The 19519-nt window shown below is 43.8% G+C and carries 15 protein-coding genes; 10 read left to right on the forward strand and 5 right to left on the reverse strand.

Annotation, left to right across the window (positions count from 1 at the left end):
• Nucleotides 1–17 precede the first annotated feature (17 nt).
• The gene (locus KUV50_RS01630; RefSeq protein WP_222578337.1) at nt 18–524 is read left to right on the forward strand and encodes a GNAT family N-acetyltransferase; all 507 of its coding nucleotides are present in this window, start codon (nt 18–20) and stop codon (nt 522–524) included.
• The gene (locus KUV50_RS01635) at nt 521–832 is read left to right on the forward strand and encodes a DUF6916 family protein (protein ID WP_222578338.1); all 312 of its coding nucleotides are present in this window, start codon (nt 521–523) and stop codon (nt 830–832) included. Before KUV50_RS01630 ends, KUV50_RS01635 begins: the two co-directional genes overlap by 4 nt.
• A gap of 173 nt (nt 833–1005) precedes the next feature.
• Here the strand turns inward: KUV50_RS01635 and bamA are convergent, their stop codons facing one another.
• Together bamA and KUV50_RS01645 are read right to left on the reverse strand one after the other, a co-directional pair.
• The gene (bamA, locus tag KUV50_RS01640; protein ID WP_222578339.1) at nt 1006–3516 is read right to left on the reverse strand and encodes an outer membrane protein assembly factor BamA; all 2511 of its coding nucleotides are present in this window, start codon (nt 3514–3516) and stop codon (nt 1006–1008) included.
• 87 nt (nt 3517–3603) lie between these two features.
• Nucleotides 3604–4353 carry an isoprenyl transferase gene (locus KUV50_RS01645; RefSeq protein WP_222578340.1) on the reverse strand — a complete coding sequence of 250 codons (750 nt, stop codon included), beginning with the start codon at nt 4351–4353 and terminating at the stop codon, nt 3604–3606.
• 325 nt (nt 4354–4678) lie between these two features.
• On the opposite strand from KUV50_RS01645, the gene KUV50_RS01650 reads away from it, so the two are divergent.
• Together KUV50_RS01650 and KUV50_RS01655 are read left to right on the forward strand one after the other, a co-directional pair.
• Nucleotides 4679–5182 (forward strand): DUF6565 domain-containing protein, encoded by a 504-nt coding sequence (locus KUV50_RS01650; RefSeq protein ID WP_222578341.1) that lies wholly within the window; start codon nt 4679–4681, stop codon nt 5180–5182.
• A 6-nt stretch (nt 5183–5188) separates the two neighbouring features.
• On the forward strand, nt 5189–6253 hold the full coding sequence (locus tag KUV50_RS01655) for a glycosyltransferase family 4 protein (protein ID WP_222578342.1): 1065 nt from the start codon (nt 5189–5191) through the stop codon (nt 6251–6253).
• A 92-nt stretch (nt 6254–6345) separates the two neighbouring features.
• Here the strand turns inward: KUV50_RS01655 and KUV50_RS01660 are convergent, their stop codons facing one another.
• On the reverse strand, nt 6346–6753 hold the full coding sequence (locus KUV50_RS01660) for a 6-pyruvoyl trahydropterin synthase family protein (RefSeq protein ID WP_222578343.1): 408 nt from the start codon (nt 6751–6753) through the stop codon (nt 6346–6348).
• Nucleotides 6754–6930: 177 nt separating this feature from the next.
• On the opposite strand from KUV50_RS01660, the gene KUV50_RS01665 reads away from it, so the two are divergent.
• From KUV50_RS01665 to msrA, 6 genes are all read left to right on the forward strand, one after another.
• Nucleotides 6931–8019: an ATP-binding protein gene (locus KUV50_RS01665; protein ID WP_222578344.1), complete on the forward strand. Its 1089-nt coding sequence runs from the start codon at nt 6931–6933 to the stop codon at nt 8017–8019.
• Between the two features lie 40 nt (nt 8020–8059).
• Entirely contained in the window at nt 8060–9280 is a 1221-nt protein-coding gene (locus tag KUV50_RS01670) for a stage 0 sporulation family protein (protein WP_222578345.1), read from the forward strand.
• Nucleotides 9281–9324: 44 nt separating this feature from the next.
• Entirely contained in the window at nt 9325–10728 is a 1404-nt protein-coding gene (gene lpdA / locus KUV50_RS01675; RefSeq protein WP_222578346.1) for a dihydrolipoyl dehydrogenase, read from the forward strand.
• 1759 nt (nt 10729–12487) lie between these two features.
• Complete coding sequence (locus KUV50_RS01680; protein ID WP_222578347.1) at nt 12488–13633, forward strand: AI-2E family transporter; 1146 nt, start codon at nt 12488–12490, stop codon at nt 13631–13633.
• Nucleotides 13634–13859: 226 nt separating this feature from the next.
• Nucleotides 13860–17186, forward strand: a complete 3327-nt coding sequence (locus KUV50_RS01685) for a methylmalonyl-CoA mutase family protein (protein WP_222578348.1) — start codon at nt 13860–13862, stop codon at nt 17184–17186.
• A gap of 181 nt (nt 17187–17367) precedes the next feature.
• Complete coding sequence (gene msrA, locus KUV50_RS01690) at nt 17368–18042, forward strand: peptide-methionine (S)-S-oxide reductase MsrA (RefSeq protein ID WP_261394953.1); 675 nt, start codon at nt 17368–17370, stop codon at nt 18040–18042.
• Between the two features lie 62 nt (nt 18043–18104).
• On the opposite strand, the gene KUV50_RS01695 is transcribed toward msrA, so the two are convergent.
• Together KUV50_RS01695 and KUV50_RS01700 are read right to left on the reverse strand one after the other, a co-directional pair.
• Nucleotides 18105–18653 (reverse strand): transposase, encoded by a 549-nt coding sequence (locus KUV50_RS01695; protein WP_222578349.1) that lies wholly within the window; start codon nt 18651–18653, stop codon nt 18105–18107.
• 130 nt (nt 18654–18783) lie between these two features.
• Nucleotides 18784–19470 carry a lysoplasmalogenase gene (locus KUV50_RS01700; RefSeq protein ID WP_222578350.1) on the reverse strand — a complete coding sequence of 229 codons (687 nt, stop codon included), beginning with the start codon at nt 19468–19470 and terminating at the stop codon, nt 18784–18786.
• Nucleotides 19471–19519 lie beyond the last annotated feature (49 nt).

Genomic DNA, 19519 nt, shown 5'->3' on the forward strand with positions numbered 1-19519 from the left:
AACAAAACATTTCCAGTATGCAATTGGACATTAAAGGGGTTTCATTCCGTGCGTTTCAGGATGCCGATTTGACATTTCTCCAAAGTGTCTACAGGAGTTCCCGAGAACATGAACTCAGCCTGGTACCATGGACCGAACAGGAGAAGACTCGGTTTATAGAACAGCAATTCGGAGCTCAGCATGCCTATTATCAGGAACATTTTAAAGATGCCTCCTTTGACCTGGTAATTATTCATGGAAAAAAGGCCGGAAGGCTATACTTGGATGAACGCAACGATGAATTTCGCATTCTCGATATCGCTTTACTACCCGGGTTCAGAGGTCAGGGTTGGGGCTCTAAAATCCTCGCCGAGATCCAACGCCTCGCAAAAATCAAAGGTAAAAGGGTGGGAATTCACGTCGAGAAAAACAATCCGGCCATGACTTTGTATCTACGGATGGGATTTGAAAACCGGGAAGATAAAGGGGTTTACCAATTTATGGTTTGGGAACCTGTCACGATAAAAGAAAGCAAAAAACGATGAGTGATTTACCACAAATATTAACCAAAGATATTTTTCAGAAATGGTTATCGAAAGAGGTCAATATTCATTTTACCCCAGATGACATACGTACCGCACAAATAGTGGAAGTCAAAGCACTCACTGAGAATAAAGACAGCCCTCGAATTCCTTTTTCCTTGACCCTTCTTTCTTCCATGACCGAGGCCTATTATCAGCAGGGAACCTTCAAGGTCGTTCTTCCGGGGGAGGAGGAACTCTTTCTTTTTATGGTGCCCATCGGCGTCGATTCAGAGACCGGTGGAATGCGGTATGAGGTGATTTTTAATTAGCCCGGTTACATACCGGCATTCTTTTTTATACTCTGTCTGTGCCCAAACTACTCAGTTGGTACATCTCCTTTGAGCTTTCAGCTTGTGACTTTTAGCTGCCTTGCTTTCCCTTTCAACTTTCCGCTTTGAGCTTTCAGCTTGTTTGCTTCTTTGCTTTCACCTTTTGACCTCGCCTACTCCGGTTCAAACCCAAGCAGTACCTGGAATTTTCCAAACTCGGTCAACTTCGCTCCCTGCGCTTGCAAGGCGGGTTTATCCCAACCAATTCCATAATCAAATCCGATCAATCCAAACATAGGCAGGAATACCCGAAGCCCGAGCCCGGCCGATCGTTTGATATTAAACGGGTTGTATTCATCGAAACTATTAAACGCATTACCCCCATCGAGGAAGCTCAGCACATAAATGGTAGAGCTTGGATTGAGTGAGAATGGATAACGGAGTTCCAATGAGAACTTATTGTAAATGCTGGATCCACCGGTTCCCACCGCCGGGAAGTTTTGTTCTTCATACCCCCGCATGTTGATCTGTTCTTGTCCGGTGATCTGAAACTGATTGGACAGCGGCTCGGCTCCGAAAATGAATCGTTCAAACGGAGAGTCTCCGACGGCTTCGTTGTAGTAACCCAGGAACCCAAACTTGGCGCTGGCTTTAACCACGAATTTGCCAAATACCTGTTTGTACCATTCGGCTTTGACTTTCCACTTGTGGTATTCGACCCATTTATATTTATCCTGGATAGATATTCCATCATATGACTTGTTATTGATCAAGCTATATGGCGGCGTCAATTGAAGCGAAAGACTGAATGAAGATCCTTCGGTCGGGAAGATCGGCTCATAGATGGTGCTTCGCGCAAAGGTGGATTCTAAATATATATTATTGAAAAGACCATCAGTAACAGTTTGTCCATTAGGCAACTGAAATATATTTCTTCGATAATTATTAATATCAATACGTTGGTAATTAATCGTATTGTTGATTACGAAGTTGTTATCCGGCCATTTCAGTGGTGATCCCAATCCCAGAGTTAGCTGGCTCATTCTTACAAAATTCGAAATGTTTTGAATATCTGTAAACTTATTCGTGTAGGCAGCGAGGGTAAAAGCATTGGGCTTTTTACCCCCCATCCACGGTTCCGTAAACGAAAAGTTGAAGGACTGATAAAAATTACCATTGGACTGTGCTCGTACGCTCAGTTTCTGGCCGTCTCCGGTGGGAAGAGGGTGCCAGGCTTCGCGATTGAATATATTTCGAATGGAGAAGTTATTGAAAGTCAGGCCCAGGGTACCGATCAATCCACCACTGCTGTAAAAGCTTTCAGGTTGGTATCCCGCTGACAGTTCCAGTTGATCCGAGGATTGTTCCTCGACTTCGTATTCGATATCCACGGTACCACGTTGTTCGTTCACCGGGGTGTTGATGTTAAATTTTTCCTGATTGAAATAGCCCAAGGCCAGGACTTTTCGCTGGGAGCGGATGATGTCGGACCGGCTAAATTTTTGTCCCGGTTTGGTGGTCAGTTCCCGACGAATCACATTTTCGTGCGTCCGGTCGTTTCCGGCAATACTAACCCGGTCAATCGTTGCTTGTGGTCCTTCATAGATCCGGATTTCGATGTCTACCGAATCTTGTACGACGGCCACTTCAATCGGCTGCGCACTAAAAAACAGGTATCCATCATCCATATAAAGCGCTGATACGTCGTTTCCGTCCAGGGAGAAACTCAATCTCTTTTCGAGTTCATCCAGATTGTACACATCGCCTTTTTTCATTCCCAGGACCCGTTTTAATTGGTCGTTCGAATACAGGGTGTTCCCTTTCCAGGCGATGTCACGAATATAGTATTGATCCCCTTCCTCCAGGTTTATTTTGATCATTAGTCGATCATCCTCATTTCGCCATATGCTATCACTAGTGATTCGCGCATCCCGAAAACCCAGGGTCTGGTAAAACGCAATGATCTTTTCTTTGTCTTCTTCGTATTTATCTTCAATAAATTTGGATGAAGAGAAGAGTTTGCGTTTCCGTTTGGTCTCTTCCATCTGTTTCCGCAATTTACGGTCTTTGACCTGGGTATTGCCCTCAAAGATGATATCGTGAATTTTTACTTTGCTTTTCCGATCGATCTTTATTTTGATCTGAATTCCGTTTTGGAGCTTTTCTTCCGGAACCTCTTCTATGGTGACTTCGGCATCGAGAAATCCTTTTTCTCTGTAGTATTTTTTGATGGCTGATTCTGCTTTGCTCAGATCACTTTCGGTAACAATTGATCCTTTGACAAGGTAGGGTTCCACAGCTTCTTTTAGGTCGGTCTCGCGGGAATTTTTATTGCCTTCAAAGTAGAACCGGGTTAGCCGTGGACGCTCTTCAATATAGATATCGATAAAAACGATGTTATCGATCCGTTTTCGTTCTACGATTTTGATGTCTGAAAAAAGATTGAGGTCCCATAGGTTGTTAAATGCTTCCTGGACATCATCCGGTAGGGCAAGTTTGCCGCCGGTTTTTAGACCGGACACCACCTTTAATGCATTGGGGTCGGTGTGGGTCGCTCCGATAATGTTTACGTCGCCGACTTCTAAAATCTCCTGAGCCTCACCGATTTGTGAAAATGCATTGGACTGCCCCATAAAAAATATCAGCGATAGTAAAATATAGCGCAGGAAAGGTGTTATTCTCATTATGATCATAAACTATTGGATCTTTTCATTTGGAAAAACGTACCGTAATCACTCCTTTCCCTCGGGAGTATCGACATTAACATTTTATTAAAGTATTTGATCACTTGTTTTTCCAAATCTTCGTTCTCTGTTTTGGTATTCTTTAATGGCCAGATTGAAATCTTCTTTCTTAAACTCGGGCCACATCTTGTCTGAAAAGTAAAATTCTGTATACGCACACTGCCACAGTAAAAAATTGCTCAAACGTTTTTCGCCACTGGTCCGTATCAATAATTCTGGATCTGGCATAAAATGGGTCGCAAGGTAATCAGAAATCGTTGATTCGGAGATATCTTCGGGTTTTATTTTAAGTTGCTGTACTTCTCGGGCAATGGCGCGCGTACATTCCGTGAGCTCCCAACGGCTGCTGTAATTCAATGCAAGCGTCAGATCCATCCGGTTATTGTCTCTGGTCTTTTCTATTCCTTCGAGCAATGCTTTGTGAGTCCGGGGCGGAAGTTGGTCGAGTTCGCCGATGGCCCGCAATCGGATGTTGTTTTTGTTGAGCGTATTCATTTCGCGATGGATGGTCTCGACCAAGAGTCCCATCAGTGCAGAGACTTCCCGGGGTGGTCGTGACCAGTTCTCTGTGGAAAATGCATACAATGTCAAAAATTCAATCCCTGCCTGGGCTGCGGCTTCGGACACTTCCCGAACAGACTGGACCCCATTTTTATGGCCGAATATTCGGGGTTTACCGTGCTTACGAGCCCATCGTCCGTTTCCATCCATGATGATTCCAACATGGCGGGGCAATTTTCCCTGGTTCAATTCATTGATATTAGATGTTTCTTCCATGATATGGTTTTGAAGTCATTGGGTGTCAAAGTTAGAACAACCAAAATTGGGCGACCTCTTTGCGCACAAAATTAACAAAGAAATTTACAACCATATTTTACTGAAGGACTTATATTTGGAAAAACTTAGATTTGGGTGAGAAAAAAAAGCTTGATATTAGTTGGTGCGATGGTGGGCTGGTTAGTTTCGAGCACTGCGCGGAAATTTTTGAAGGTGTCGTGCCTAACCGAATTACAGGTAGTGTGCGAATGGTAGGGAGATGCCAAGAGCTCAAATGGCAGGCGTTTACAGCAAATATTAGTATGGTAAATAAAATATTGGTCTTATGAAAAGTGAAAAAATGTATCCATTTCGACCGGTATTACTATTTCCTGTAGTTTTGGTCTTGTTTATGCTGTGTCTCCAGAGTTGTGAGATTGATCCGTGTGGCAGTGCACCTGCTGATCTGGTAGAGAATCTGGAAGATCTGGTCAAAGAAGTCAAAAAGGTAGATTATAAGCCGAAAGATCACCGGTGGGAACCGTATGATGACCGGTTCAATACTTTCTTTGACGTCTGCTACGATCAATGGCGTGAAGAAATGACTTTTGATCAGAAAAGACAGTTTACCGGCCTGGTGACACGTTATATGGCCCATCGTTTTGGTCGATCGTTTTTTGGGTCAATCTTTGGAAATGGTGATGATGACGACGCTGAGTCGTCCGAAATTTTTGAGAAATTGGGTGAAGAATTACAAGATTTCCTTCAGGACAACAAGGAATCGGGCATCAATTTTCTGCAAGAGTTAAAGAAAAGTTTTTCTTCAGAACAGGACGAGAACCAAAAATAATCCATTGTGTACGATATAATATTGAGTTTTATTACGGCGCTGCTCGTTACATTTTATGCCATTCCCTCCATTATCCGGGTGGCTCGGGTCAAACATTTAATGGATGAACCCGGTCATCGCAGCAGCCATAAAACCGTGACACCGTCCCTGGGAGGTATTGCTATTTTCGCCGGAGTGTTGATTTCCATTGTGTTATGGACGCCTTTTGAACTTTTTGGTGACTTGCAATATATACTGGCTGCGTTCACGATCATTTTTCTGATCGGAGCGAAGGATGATATCCTTCCGATGAGTCCCGGTCGGAAATTTGCCGGAGAATTTATAGCGACCATCATTCTGGTTACAAAGTCAAATATACGGATAACCGATTTTCAAGGGTTGTTTGGGATCTATGAGGTGCCCTATTGGGTAAGCATCATAATTTCGTTAACGACCATTCTGATGATCATAAATGCGTTTAATCTGATCGACGGAATCAACGGATTGACGGGGATGTTGACCATTCTGATCACACTATTTATGACCACCTGGTTCTTTTTGGTGGATGAGCTGGCATTGTCGCTAATTTCATTTAGCACCACCGGTGCCTGTGTGGCATTTTTGTATTACAATATTTCACCGGCTAAAATATTTATGGGGGATACTGGTTCCTTATTTATCGGGTTGATTTGCTCTATATTGGCCATTCAGTTTATTGAGGTGAACGGCCTGGTGGCTGGTGAGTCGAGGTATGCTATATCAGCTGCACCAGTCGTGGCCATCGGGGTGCTTGCGCTGCCGGTGCTGGATACCTTACGGGTATTTGCCGGGCGTATACTTCGTGGGCGGTCCCCCTTTTCCGCAGAGCGGAATCACATCCACCACCTGACGATTGATTCCGGAATGACACACATGGAGGCCAGTATTGTACTGACTATTTTCAATGCCGGGATTATTTATCTGGTGGTATCTTTTCAGAACATTGGAATCAATTACCTCTTCTTCGGATTGATGGTCGTTTACCTTTTGTATGTTGCCGTTTTCTACGCATTGACTCAGCGAAAACAAAAACTTGCGCAGACCGGTCATTGATGGAGAATCGATGATGAATGGTGGATGGTAAATTGTGAATGGTGACACAACAGATAGGCTACCATCAACCATCAACCATCAATCATCAACCATCAAGCCGGATACTCCGCAAAGTTCCGTGGTGTTTCCGACAAGCGTATATGAATATCATATTTTTCATCCAGGACCCGGCTCAGTCGTTGATGGATAATATAGCAAAGATTTTCAGTGGTTGGAGGAATGTGTTCAAATTCCTTGATTTCTACATTGAGATTCCGATGGTCAAAATAATCCTCAATGTGTTCACGGATGATGTCTTTCAGATCTTTGAGATTAATCAGCATTCCTGTTTCGGGGTCTGTCTCCCCGATCAGCTTGACCTCAAATTCATAATTGTGCCCATGAAAGTGTGTGTTGGAACATTTGCCAAAGACTTCCTGGTTCTTTTCTTCACTCCAGCTCCGGACATGAAGACGATGTGCAGCATTGAAATGACCCTTTCGGATGACGGCTATTCTCATGGAAAGTCCTATTTTTGGCAAAAATACGGGTCATCCTTGTAAGTAGGTAAGAAAACAACGGAAAAAAGTTTACCTTGTATGGTAAGAATGTGCCAGTTTGCCTATTTTTGACAAGCTGTTTCGTAGAATTAAATCAATAAATCACAGATTCTGAATACGGATATTCCCATAAAGTCAATGAAGACGCGTTCCCGAATTCGTGAAATGATCGATAACGGGCGGATGCCACATGCGGTTCTCTATTCCGGCCAGGAAGGCGGTCACGTACTTCTGGAAGCGCACTACATGCTGGGCTACCTGATGTGTGACAACAGACAGGAGTCTGGTCCTTGCATGGACTGTCGTCAGTGTCGGCGGGTGGTCAAATGGATGCATCCTGACGTCAATCTTGTAGTGCCTACTTTTGATTCAAAACAAAAATCAGAAGATGTGATCAAGCCGTGGCGGGAATTTACGACAGATCGTGATTTTTTTACCTACGACGACTGGTCTGCTTTTATGGATGCGGGTAAAAACCCAAATATCAATCGGGAACAAACCCGGGCAGTCATGAATTCATACCACCTCAAGCCTTATGAAGGCGCCAACAAAGTGTTTTTTATCTGGGGGATTGAGTTCCTGGGGAAGGAAAGTAATCGATTTTTGAAAATTCTGGAAGAACCAACGGATCAAACCTATTTTATTTTGGTTACACACGATAAACAGGCATTGCTCCCGACGATTATATCGAGGGTTCAACAGTTTGATATAGGACGTCCCGATGACTTTATGATGGAGGCCTATGCTATGGAGAAACAGTGGGGATCCAAAGAAGAAATCCGCCAGGCCATATTTTTAGCAGATGGTCACATCGTTGAGATGAAAGGAATATTGAGCGAGCAAGGCCAGCAGTATTCGTCTTCTTTGCTAAGCATGCTCAAAGCAGCATACAGTAAGAATGGATTGGTGATGATGCAATGGGCCGAAAAAGCGGCGCAGATGCCACATCGGGAATATCAGTATTTTATCCATTACCAACTTCATTTTATCCGGGAAAGCCTGGCAGGTGCGCTTCAGAATAGTTATCAAAAAAGGTTATTGCCCAAGGAACAAAAAGCGGCGGATTGGCTTTTAAATAATGTCCGGCAAAGTGATTTGATCAAATTGGTGCAGTATTTGGATACTTACAGCCGGGCGTTGGTCCAGAATGCAAATGTCAAAATATTATCATCTAAAATGATCCTGGATTATAAACGATTATTTGATCGGACAACATATAGAACATGATGGTGGAATTTTTTTACATAGATAAAAATCAATATATATTATGGGATGTGAATCATGCGGAAGTGGAGGCGGTACACCGAAAGGTTGCCAGAGTAACGGTACCTGTGGAACAGATGGGTGCAACAAACTAAATACATTTGATTGGCTGACGACCTACGATATTAGTGACAATGATGGATTTGACCTGGTCGAAGTCAGCTTTAAGAAAGGAAATCATAAATATTTTTACCATAAACCGCAGCGGGTTCCCGCCCAGACTGGCGATATGGTGACCGTGGATGCCGGTACAGGTTACAATGTGGGACGAATCTCTTTGTCCGGCGAGTTGGTGCGACTTCAGATGAAAAAGAAAAAAGTATCTCCCGATAACAAGTTTTATCGCGTGATACGACCCGCTACAGAACGGGATCTTGAAAGTCTGAAACATGCCAGGGAGTTGGAGAAGCGAACGATGGTCCGAGCCCGGGCAATTGCACGATCTTTGGATCTTGATATGAAAATATCGGATGTGGAGTATCAGGCTGATATGAAGAAAGCAATTTTTTATTTTATTGCGAATGGTCGGGTGGATTTTCGAGAGTTAATCAAACAATATGCCCGGGAGTTTCATATCAAAGTAGAAATGCGGCAGATTGGATCCAGGCAGGAGTCTGCGTTGGTTGGAGGAATCGGTTCCTGTGGACGGGAATTGTGTTGTTCTACATGGTTGACCAACTTTTCATCAGTAACGACTTCAGCAGCCCGGTATCAAAATCTTGCATTGAATCAATCCAAGCTGACCGGGCAATGCGGACGGTTGAAATGTTGCCTGAATTATGAACTGGATATGTACATCGAATCGCTGAAGAAGTATCCGACCAAAGCGCGGTATCTGAAAACGAAGCAGGGGAAAGCAGATCTCATTAAGACCGATATTTTTAAAAAGGTCATGTACTACGGTTATAAAGATAAAAATGGCCGGTACAATGTCATTATGCTGGACCCGATTACGGTACAGTCTATTTATGAAGCAAATAAGCGAAAGGAATATCCGGACGAATTTGAAGAGAAGAAATACTTTAAAGAAACGACCGTGGAAGAACCGGAACATCAGTTTGAAAAAGATCTGACCGGAGTAATCGAACTGCCCGATGAGAAACCCCGAAAACGACGTTCTCGAGGTAATCGGAAAGGAAGTAAACCCAAAGGCCGCCGGTCCAAATCCAAGCGGAACCGAAATTCAGGCCCCAAAAATAAAGGCGGGAATTCCCGTAAGAAGTAACCAACGAATATTAATCTTTGACAAATAAAAAACATACATTAAATATGCAATATGATCTTGCCATAATTGGCTCCGGACCTGGTGGTTATGTAGCTGCTATACGAGCGGCACAACTTGGAATGAAAACAGTATTGATCGAGCGGTACAGTACGCTGGGTGGAACCTGCCTCAATGTGGGGTGTATTCCATCCAAGGCTTTACTTGATTCTTCTGAACATTATCATAAAGCAGACAAAGAGTTTGGTGAACATGGAATTGACATCAGTGGGATGAAGATTAACATGGATCAAATGATTGATCGAAAAGATAAAGTCGTGAGCCAGACCTGTGATGGTGTCGCTTTTTTGATGAAAAAAAATAAAATTGACGTTAAGTATGGACACGGTCGGTTTCAAGATGCTCACCATATTGTGGTAGCTGGTTCCGAGGGGGAGGAAGAGACGATTGAAGCAGAAAAAATTATCATTGCAACCGGATCGAAACCAGCGATGCCGGAAAGCTTTGATTACGACAAAAAACGAGTGATTACTTCAACCGAAGCGTTGGATTTGCGAGAAGTGCCCGAATCCCTTCTTGTCGTTGGTGGCGGCGTGATCGGTCTGGAAATGGGTTCGGTCTTTAGCCGGTTGGGCACGAAGGTAAAGGTGGTGGAGTTTATGGATCGACTGGTTCCAGGTATGGACAAGGATGTGAGCAAAGAATTGCAGCGTTCACTGAAAAAGCAAGGCATGGAATTCTTTTTAAAACACAAGGTGACAGAGGTGAAGGCCAATGAAAAAAGTGCGACGGTCTCCTTTGAACCTAAAGATGGCGGCGAAGCTATAAAAGACCGCTATGATTATGCGCTGATAGCGATTGGACGACGACCGTACACCGATGACCTGGGTCTTGATACTGTCAATGTTGATTTGGATGAGAAGGGTTTTGTAAAAGTCGATGAAAATCTTCGAACCGGGGCAGACAATATATATGCCATCGGTGATGTGATTGGTGGTGCTATGCTGGCACACAAAGCAAGTGACGAAGGGGTTTTTGTAGTGGAGTCCATTGCTGGACAAAAACCACACATTCCTTATCACTTAATTCCATCTGTGGTCTATACCTGGCCCGAAGCGGCTGGTGTGGGGTACACGGAGGAACAGTTGAAGGATCAAGGTGTAAATTATAAGGTCGGTAAATTCCCCTACAAAGCACTGGGACGAGCTCGTGCAAGCATGGACCTCGACGGGATGGTGAAAATCATTGCCGATAAATCCACCGATGAGGTACTTGGGATTCACATGGTGGGTGCCCGGGTGGCAGATATCATAGCGGAAGCAGTCACGGCGATGGAGTTCCGAGCATCGGCAGAAGATATTGGACGCATGTCTCATGCGCATCCCACCTTTACCGAAGCCGTGAAAGAAGCCGCCCTGGCGGCCTGGGATGACGGAGCGGTGCATGTGTAGTGGAAAGGTGCAAGCAAGGAAGCTAAAAGTCACAAGCTGAAAGCTCAAAGGGGCAAGGGGAAAGGGGAAAGGTGAGAGGGGGAATTTTTCCACCTATGCCAAAAACGGGTGCTTATTGTCATGGATTAATTGGAATAACTTATGAAACGGAGCACTGGTGATCTGTTTCATAAGTCATTATAAAAAATAACACCTCATAGATTTCAAAATGACTCAAAGATCAATCTAATCCGACCCTGACTGGGTCGGAATTGGTTTTCTAACTCACATCTAACCTAATCTGACCCTGACCGGGTCAGAACCTTTGCAGGTCAAAGACCTCAGAGAGGTCGGATTAGATTCTGAATCGCATAATTTTGTTCGGCACATTTTAATTATCAAAATTTATGAAACGCAGCACTAGTAATCATAAATAATGTATAGTATCTAGCGCTTACATCCCCAGCTTGTACCTTTTTCGCGAATATGATACAATTATACGTGGTCCCCAACTGGTCAGAGAATTTGAGTGCGTAACTAATCTTATATTCAGAGCATTTATATCGTCGTATTTTGCGCTAAATTAACTTGTGTGCGTATTATTATAAATGGCGAGCGCATAGAACTCATATTATTCGTCATTTCCTAGATAAAGATTGAATTCAACGTAAGCTTCGATTAGATCATTAGTCATGAGACTGGGACACGCCATATTTGAGATTACACCTACTTTAAGAAAATTTACCTGTCAGTGTATCTGTCAATATTTTCTGTGGTTTTAAATATGTAATCACAATAGAACAGACTATGGTTGTTTGTTGCGAAAGCGGACCATGTGATCACGTAATAGGCGCCGAGCCTATGGCTCTCGTTTATATAATATAATGATATACAGGAAGGGAAAAGAGCCCTAGCCCGAAAAAGTCATCCGTTACCCAAAATTGGGCTATGGAATGTGACCAATTTTGGAATTTAATCAATTGATGCAATGCATATTATGGATTGTAATAGATTGACGTGGTGAATAAAGCAGGCTAGACTCGGATTGTATGATAGCTTCCGGTTTTAACCGGGGGGATAATGGATTGAATTAATTTGAGAGCTGTAGGCTCGGTACATTTCAATCACGGAAATGTGATATATCTCCTGCTTTTTTACGCAGTATTGAGGTAGGATTTTAGGTTACTGACTGGTTGGGGACACTCTAAACAGATAACCCAACTTATTGGGGATGGAACTGCTTTATTTAAGGCATCCTACTTCTGAATTGGAGCCCGAGGTTCCTTCACCAAAGGTGCATTGAGCACCTTTGATCACATCAGAGATGTGATTTCGTTCAGTCATATTAAAAATTAACTATATGGCATTCTTTTTGAGTAGGTAGTCCCAAAGATCGAATGCATGAAATTAGAAGATAATAATTCTGTACTGGACGATACCCGGTTTTGGATGTTTGTAGCCTTGTTGTTGTTGTTTTTAGCCTATGTACTCAGCTATCCTTTATGATTTCGCACCGCCATGGACAGGATATGAAGTAGCCTGCGTTCAGAGAACCCCATAAAAATAATATATCAACGAACCTGTTGTTTTGCGTTTGTTCCAATTGTGCCTGGGATTTGTTAAAATAATGAGCTGGGTCCGGCTCGGGAAGACTATAACCCATTTGATGTTCATGATTCTGCGCATAAATATCAAAAGCTACAACGGATACCGGCCTTTTTAATCGTTTTACTATTTTAGTAGCTCGTCAGACCGACACCTATAAAATAAATTGAAGCCCATGAGGAAAAATGTACTCAATTGGAATAAGATAAGCAATATCCTGATTTCTGCAGTCATCCTGGGTTTCTTGTTGATTAAAGGACATGCTTTTTTGGTTCCGTTGGTTTTTGCAATTTTTCTGTCGATACTTATTTTACCCTTATACAATTTCTTTTATCGCCTCACCAGGACCGACTGGCTTTCCATTGTGTTTTCCTTTTTAATTATTCTTTCAGCGATCGGCGGCGTGATGTATTTTTTTTCCGTCCAGATCTATTCTGTATTCTCTGAGCTGTCAGAGATTCAGGGTACAATGAGCAAAGGGATCAATAAAATCAATTATTTTATTGCAGAAAAATTTCATCTGAGTTCGGAGGTGGTTCGGGATTGGATTGACTCCCAGGTGAATTTGCTGGTCGAATTGCCATCTACCTATATATCGCAAGGCGTGTCCTCTTCGTCTACATTTTTGATCCAAAGTCTGATTTGTCTGGTGTATATGTTTTTTATATTGTTGTATAAGGACGCTTTTCAAAATTTTATCATTAGTCAATTCCCCAAAACTAACCGGGCGGATATTTTTGAAGTATTGGAATCCATTAGTAAGGTCAGTCAACAGTATTTTCTCGGCCGCTTGCTGGTGATGGTTATCCTGGCGGTGCTCAACAGCCTGGGGCTGTGGATTTTAGGAATTGGTTTTCCCATATTGTGGGGAACGTTGGCTGCTGTACTCACCATCATCCCATATATCGGAACGACGCTCGGCGGGACTTTCCCTTTTATTTATGCATTTGCTACAGAAGATTCCTTGTGGGCTCCGGTTGGTGTAGTGATCATGTATCAGGTCGTTCAACAGCTGGAGGGAAATATCATCACGCCCAAAATCGTCGGAGGCACGATGAAGCTCAATCCTTTTGTCTCCATTGTCGCTATGGTTGCCGGCGGGTTGATGTGGGGGATCTCAGGTCTGGTTATTGCGCTGCCTGTGATTGCGATCATTAAAATACTTTTTGACCATGTAGAATTGATGCAACCGATCGGGTTGCTACTGGATAAAGATCTAGCTGTCAAGAAAGATAAGTTTCTCAATGAATACGATCAGGATAAATATCGGTTGGTGAATTATCTGACTGCCAGAGAATCTTCAAACGAAAAAGAGCTTTAGAAATTAATCTAAAGCTCTAAGAAATTATACTTACTTAAAATTAACATGGCCGAATCTAATCAAAGCCACCTTCCATTCATTTTACCGCTCTGTGACTTAGTGAGCCCAATGTAGCAAGTATTTTTTCGTGACCCTAATAATTTAAGAATTATATTTTAGTTTTTTACTAAATCGGGTGGCACGACGGCATCTAGAGTAGTCATTTCTTTTTTACTAAATTGTTACCATGAACGAACTTTCCAATTTACCTATCCGTGTTGTAACAGCGGCTTCCCTATTTGATGGCCATGATGTATCCATTAATATTATGAGACGGGTCATGCAGGACCAGGGAGCAGAAGTCATTCACCTCGGGCACAATCGATCGGCACGGGAAGTGATCCGATGTGCCATTCAGGAAGATGCGCATGCCATTGCAATTAGTTCCTATCAGGGCGGGCATATGGAGTATTTTAAATATGTGCACCAGCTCCTCCGGAAAAATAAGTGTGACCATATTAAAATATTTGGTGGTGGCGGAGGGGTGATTTTGCCTGAAGAAATAGCAGAACTCGAAGCTCATGGTATAGAGAAAATATACAGTCCACAAGATGGAAGAGAACTGGGGATGAATGGGATGATCAAGGATTTGCTTGGCCGGATTGATGCCGACCTGCCTTGTGACCCCTTGCCGGATGAGGATGGTACGGATCATGCCATAGCCCGTCGGATAACCTGCATAGAGCGGGGGATATGGGCACCAGGGGTAGGGAAGAGCCAACGCTCACAATCAGAAAGAAGTCAGGCTCCGTTGATTCTGGGTATTACAGGAACAGGAGGAGCCGGTAAAAGCAGCCTGATCGATGAATGGGTTCGTCGGTTTATGAACCAGTATCCAGATAAATCTCTGGCTATTCTTTCCATGGACCCAACCAAACGTCGTTCAGGAGGTGCATTGCTCGGAGACCGGATTCGGATGAACTCAATCGATCATGCGAACGTGTTTATGCGGTCCATGGCCACCCGTGAGCAGCACGGAACGATTTCAAATGCGTTGGGTTCCGTCCTGGAATTTTTAAAGACCTGTCCTTTTGATCTGATTATTCTCGAAACTTCAGGTATTGGTCAAAGTGATTCGGTGGTAACAGATTATTCAGATCGAAGCATGTACGTGATGACTCCTGAATATGGAGCGCCTAGTCAGTTGGAGAAAATAGATATGCTCGATTTTGCGGATATCATTGCCTTAAATAAGGCAGACAAGCCAGGTACGCGGGATGCACTTCGGTGGATCCGGAAACAGTACCGACGAAATCATCAATTGTGGGAAGCGGATGAAAAAGATTTTCCGGTGGTAGCATGTCGGGCGGCTCAGTTCAATGATAGTGGGATGAACCTGTTGTTTGAAAAGACCATTGATCAACTGGATCAATTGCAACCCGGCGTATTTTCTCCCGGGCAAGAAGGAGCACTACCCGATGGAAACAGTCAGATGATTATTCCACCATCACGAAACCGATATCTGAGTGAGATAACAGAAAGTATTAAACGGTACGATCTATGGGCGCAAAAACAGTCCGATATAGCGAGTAACTGGTATGTGCTGAGTAAAAGTCAGCAAATTTTGAAAAATAATGCAGCGTTTCAAACCGAAAAGGAAAAGATTGTTGAGGAGCTTGCTCCGGAGAATATAGAGAAGATTGAATCGTGGGAGGAGACTTGCGCGTCCTATAAAACGGACATTTTTAGTTATGTGGTCCGGGGGAAAAATATCGAACAAGAATCCTTTACCACCTCACTATCGGGATTGAAAATACCCAAAGTGGCCGTACCCGCTTATCGGGATTGGGGTGATATCCTCCAATGGCAGTTGCAGGAAAACTTTCCGGGATTTTTTCCATACACGGCAGGAATTTTTCCACTAAAGCGAATCGGAGAAGACCCGACTCGCATGTTCGCCGGGGAGGGGGGACCGGAGCGGACCAACCGACGGTTCCATTATGTGTCTCGAGGTATGACTTCACGCCGGCTGAGTACCGCTTTTGATTCGGTGACCCTGTATGGTTCCGATCCGGCTGAACGGCCGGATATCTATGGGAAAATCGGGAATGCCGGCGTCAGTATCTGTACCGTCGATGATGCGGTCAAATTGTATAGTGGGTTTGATCTTGCACATCCGAAGACTTCAGTGAGCATGACCATCAATGGCCCGGCACCGGCGATGACTGCTTTTTTCTTTCATGCAGCCATCGATCAACAATGTGAAAAATACATCCGGGCCGAAGGACTGACCGGGGAGATAAGACAAAAAATAGCGAACAAGTACCAGGCCTTGGGAATGGATCCCCCACAGTATGATGGAGATTTGCCCGAGGGGCACGATCAACTTGGATTGCTCTTACTTGGAGTAAGTGGCCGGGAGGTCTTGCCTGAGGCGGTTTATAAAAAGATCAGATCTGAAACCATTCGGAAAGTCCGGGGTACCATTCAGGCTGATATCCTCAAAGAAGATCAGGCCCAGAATACCTGTATTTTTTCCACCGAATTTTCTTTAAAGGTCATGGGCGATATGCAGGAATATTTCATCAATCAACAGGTGCGTAATTTTTACAGTGTATCTATCTCCGGGTACCACATCGCGGAAGCCGGTGCCAATCCGGTGACCCAATTGGCGTTCACATTGGCCAATGGTTTTACGTATGTGGAGTACTATTTGTCAAGAGGGTTGGATATCGATGATTTTGCACCCAACCTAAGTTTTTTCTTTAGCAATGGCATCGACCCCGAATACAGCGTGATCGGCCGCGTTGCACGCCGGATATGGGCCAAAGCCATAAAATATAAATACGGTGGGAATGAGCGTTCTCAAAAGCTTAAATACCACATTCAGACCTCGGGACGTTCGTTGCATGCCCAAGAAATATCGTACAACGACATTCGGACCACACTGCAGGCACTGTATGCGATATATGACAACTGCAATTCTTTGCACACCAATGCTTATGATGAAGCAATCACCACGCCGACCGAAGAAAGTGTTCGTCGGGCACTCGCTATTCAGTTGATCATCAATAAAGAACTGGGTCTGGCCAAAAATCAAAACCCGCTGCAGGGTTCTTTTATCATTCACGAATTAACCGATCTGGTGGAAGAGGCTGTTTTGTATGAATTTGATCAGTTGACAGAGCGTGGCGGGGTCCTTGGTGCGATGGAAACCATGTACCAACGGTCAGCCATACAGGAAGAAAGTATGTACTACGAACAGAAGAAACAAGATGGAAGTCTTCCGATCATCGGAGTGAATACTTTTATAAACCCGGATTCAGAAGATTCTGCACCAAAGGCTGTGATGCGGAGCACCGATGTTGAAAAAAAGATTCAAATCAAAAACTTGAAGGCATTTCAGGAGAGAAACCGTCGATACAAGGAGGAGAAATTGGCAGAGCTTCGTAAAACGGCCCTGGAAAATGGAAATATTTTCGAAACATTAATGGATGTTGTGCCGTTTTGTTCTTTGGAAGATATCACGGATGCATTGTATGACGTGGGCGGGCAGTACCGTCGGGGGATGTAGGTTTTTGGTCGTTGGGTTTTGGTCATTGGTCGTTGGTACGCTACGCTGTTGGTCATTGATCGTTGGTCGTTAGCCTGTGGGTGTTGGTCGTTGGATGGTCCACGGTTTGCGGTCCACGGTCGGGAAATGTCGTTCGTGGAATTTTTAAATCAAAATAAATACCGCTTGTGCGGGACGAGTTATGAAGATATTTGTTTTTTGGATATGGGCATCAATGATTTCACTGGCTGTGAATTGTCAGAATACCGGAAACCAGCCTGGAAATCAGAACGGGAATGATCTGAACCAGCGAAGTACCTCCATGGACCTGAAGGCCGCACCAGACGAAGCGATTTTTACAATAGCTGGTGGTTGCTTTTGGTGCGTGGAAGAAGTGTATGAACGGACCAAGGGTGTCCATCGTGCGATATCGGGATATGCCGGCGGACATACCAAAAACCCGACGTACGAATCAAGCAATACCGGCCAGACCGGACACGCTGAAACCGTTCAGGTGTATTACAATCCCGATTCTATTTCCTTTCACACCTTGCTCGAAGTGTTTTTTCTGGCTGCGCATGACCCTACCCAGGTGGACCGCCAGGGACCCGATGTCGGGACTCAGTATCGATCGATCGCGTTTTACCGTTCTCCGGAAGAGAAAGATGCAATCGAAAATTATATGGCGGAATTGAATGCGTCCGGGAAGTTTGAGAAACCCATTGCGACAGAAATCAAAAAACTGGATACCTTTTATCCGGCAGAAGATTATCATCAGAACTACTATCCACAGAATCCCGGGAACCCGTATATCCAGAAAGTGAGTCGCCCAAAGGTGGAAAAGTTTGAACGGAAATTTCCGGAATTGGTGAAGTAATGGCATAGAGACAAGGCATGCCTTGTCTGTACTTGGGGCATTTTCTGCGTTGATGATATAATTCAAAAAAATTTATCCTCTTTCCAATGAGTAAGATTATTACGAATATAATTGGATATTCTAACGAATTCTGCCTTATCACGGATGATGTGATCGTGAAAGCGGGGTTGCCAGCCATTGGGAAGTTTCAATCGATTTGCGTATTTGGTCACGGCAGATTTATATCCACCCACGATCGATGAGACGGTGTTTTTCCCCTGATTGCGCAATCTGTTTTTCCCCGGGATTTCTGGATGATCCGAGGCGTGCAGAGGCAAGGCTGGCCTTGCCTCAACATCCGGTCGATCCAATATTATAATTCCGTGGATATGATTGGGCATTACCTGGAATTCGCCCAATTCTACAAAAGATGCATGGTAGGAGATTTGCCACCATAATACGTCAGCGATAACGCCTGTATTTGATAGTATCATTTTCCCCTCTTTTATCTCTCCAAAAAAATGTTCCCGATAGGCCGTACAGATTGTAATGAAATAGGCTCCATTCCATCCATAATTCCACCACTGGGCACGTGCGGATTCTATACGATATTTATTTTGGTACTTCGACATATTACTAAGGTCGTATTGCAAATATTTCCTTCACATAGAAAGTAAGATATATTTACTAAATTCTTATGATTGATATAAATAAAATCTCCTTTGGTTTATGAAATAAGTGAGATGTAAATAGCCTGATTTTCTATTTTTCCACTTTTAAGATTCCCCGAAACAGTCCATACTGGGCCAACCCGTAGGTGAGCATGACCAATACGCTGATTAGCGGGGTAAACTGTACAAATTTGTTGTATCCCAACAGACTGTCTGAGAGCACAAATAGCAAAGCACCTACCCACAACCAGAAATTGAATTGATAGCGGCGGAGTGCTTTGAATGAGGCTAGTAACCACATTGCCAGGATGACCAAAGCATAGATCAGAACAGCCGGGAAAAGATTGCCTGTTTCCACCAGGATGATTCGGTAGAACAGAATGAATAAAGCGATCGTCAAAAGGATGGTGAATAAAAAAGATTTCTTTTTGATCGAGGCCTTCGGTCGGATGCGATAAAATACGAGGAGATAGCCGAGGTGAGCGCACAAAAAAGCCACCAATCCTGGAATAAAATAGGATTCATCCAGCAAAAGAAATACATCACCCAGCCATGAAAAGACCAGTGCAATCATCCAGGGGATGTAATAGCGTTTATTTATCGTGTTGCGAAGAAGTATGAGTCCTGTGACGAGCGTCAAAACTATGAGTGGTTTTGAGAACCAGCGGAGATGTGGCTGGTTTGTCGATGTAAATGTCAGATCAGCCATTAGAATAATAAAATAAGTGACCGTGACGTATGGTAAAAGCCGCGTGATCAAGTCTGACTTTTTCTTCATGGTCTGATCGGTCTGATGGTGTTGAAAGATATGGAGTCAAGCGTGTTGT

It is taken from the genome of Membranihabitans marinus (assembly GCF_019802045.1).
GTDB lineage: Bacteria > Bacteroidota > Bacteroidia > Chitinophagales > Saprospiraceae > Membranihabitans > Membranihabitans marinus_A.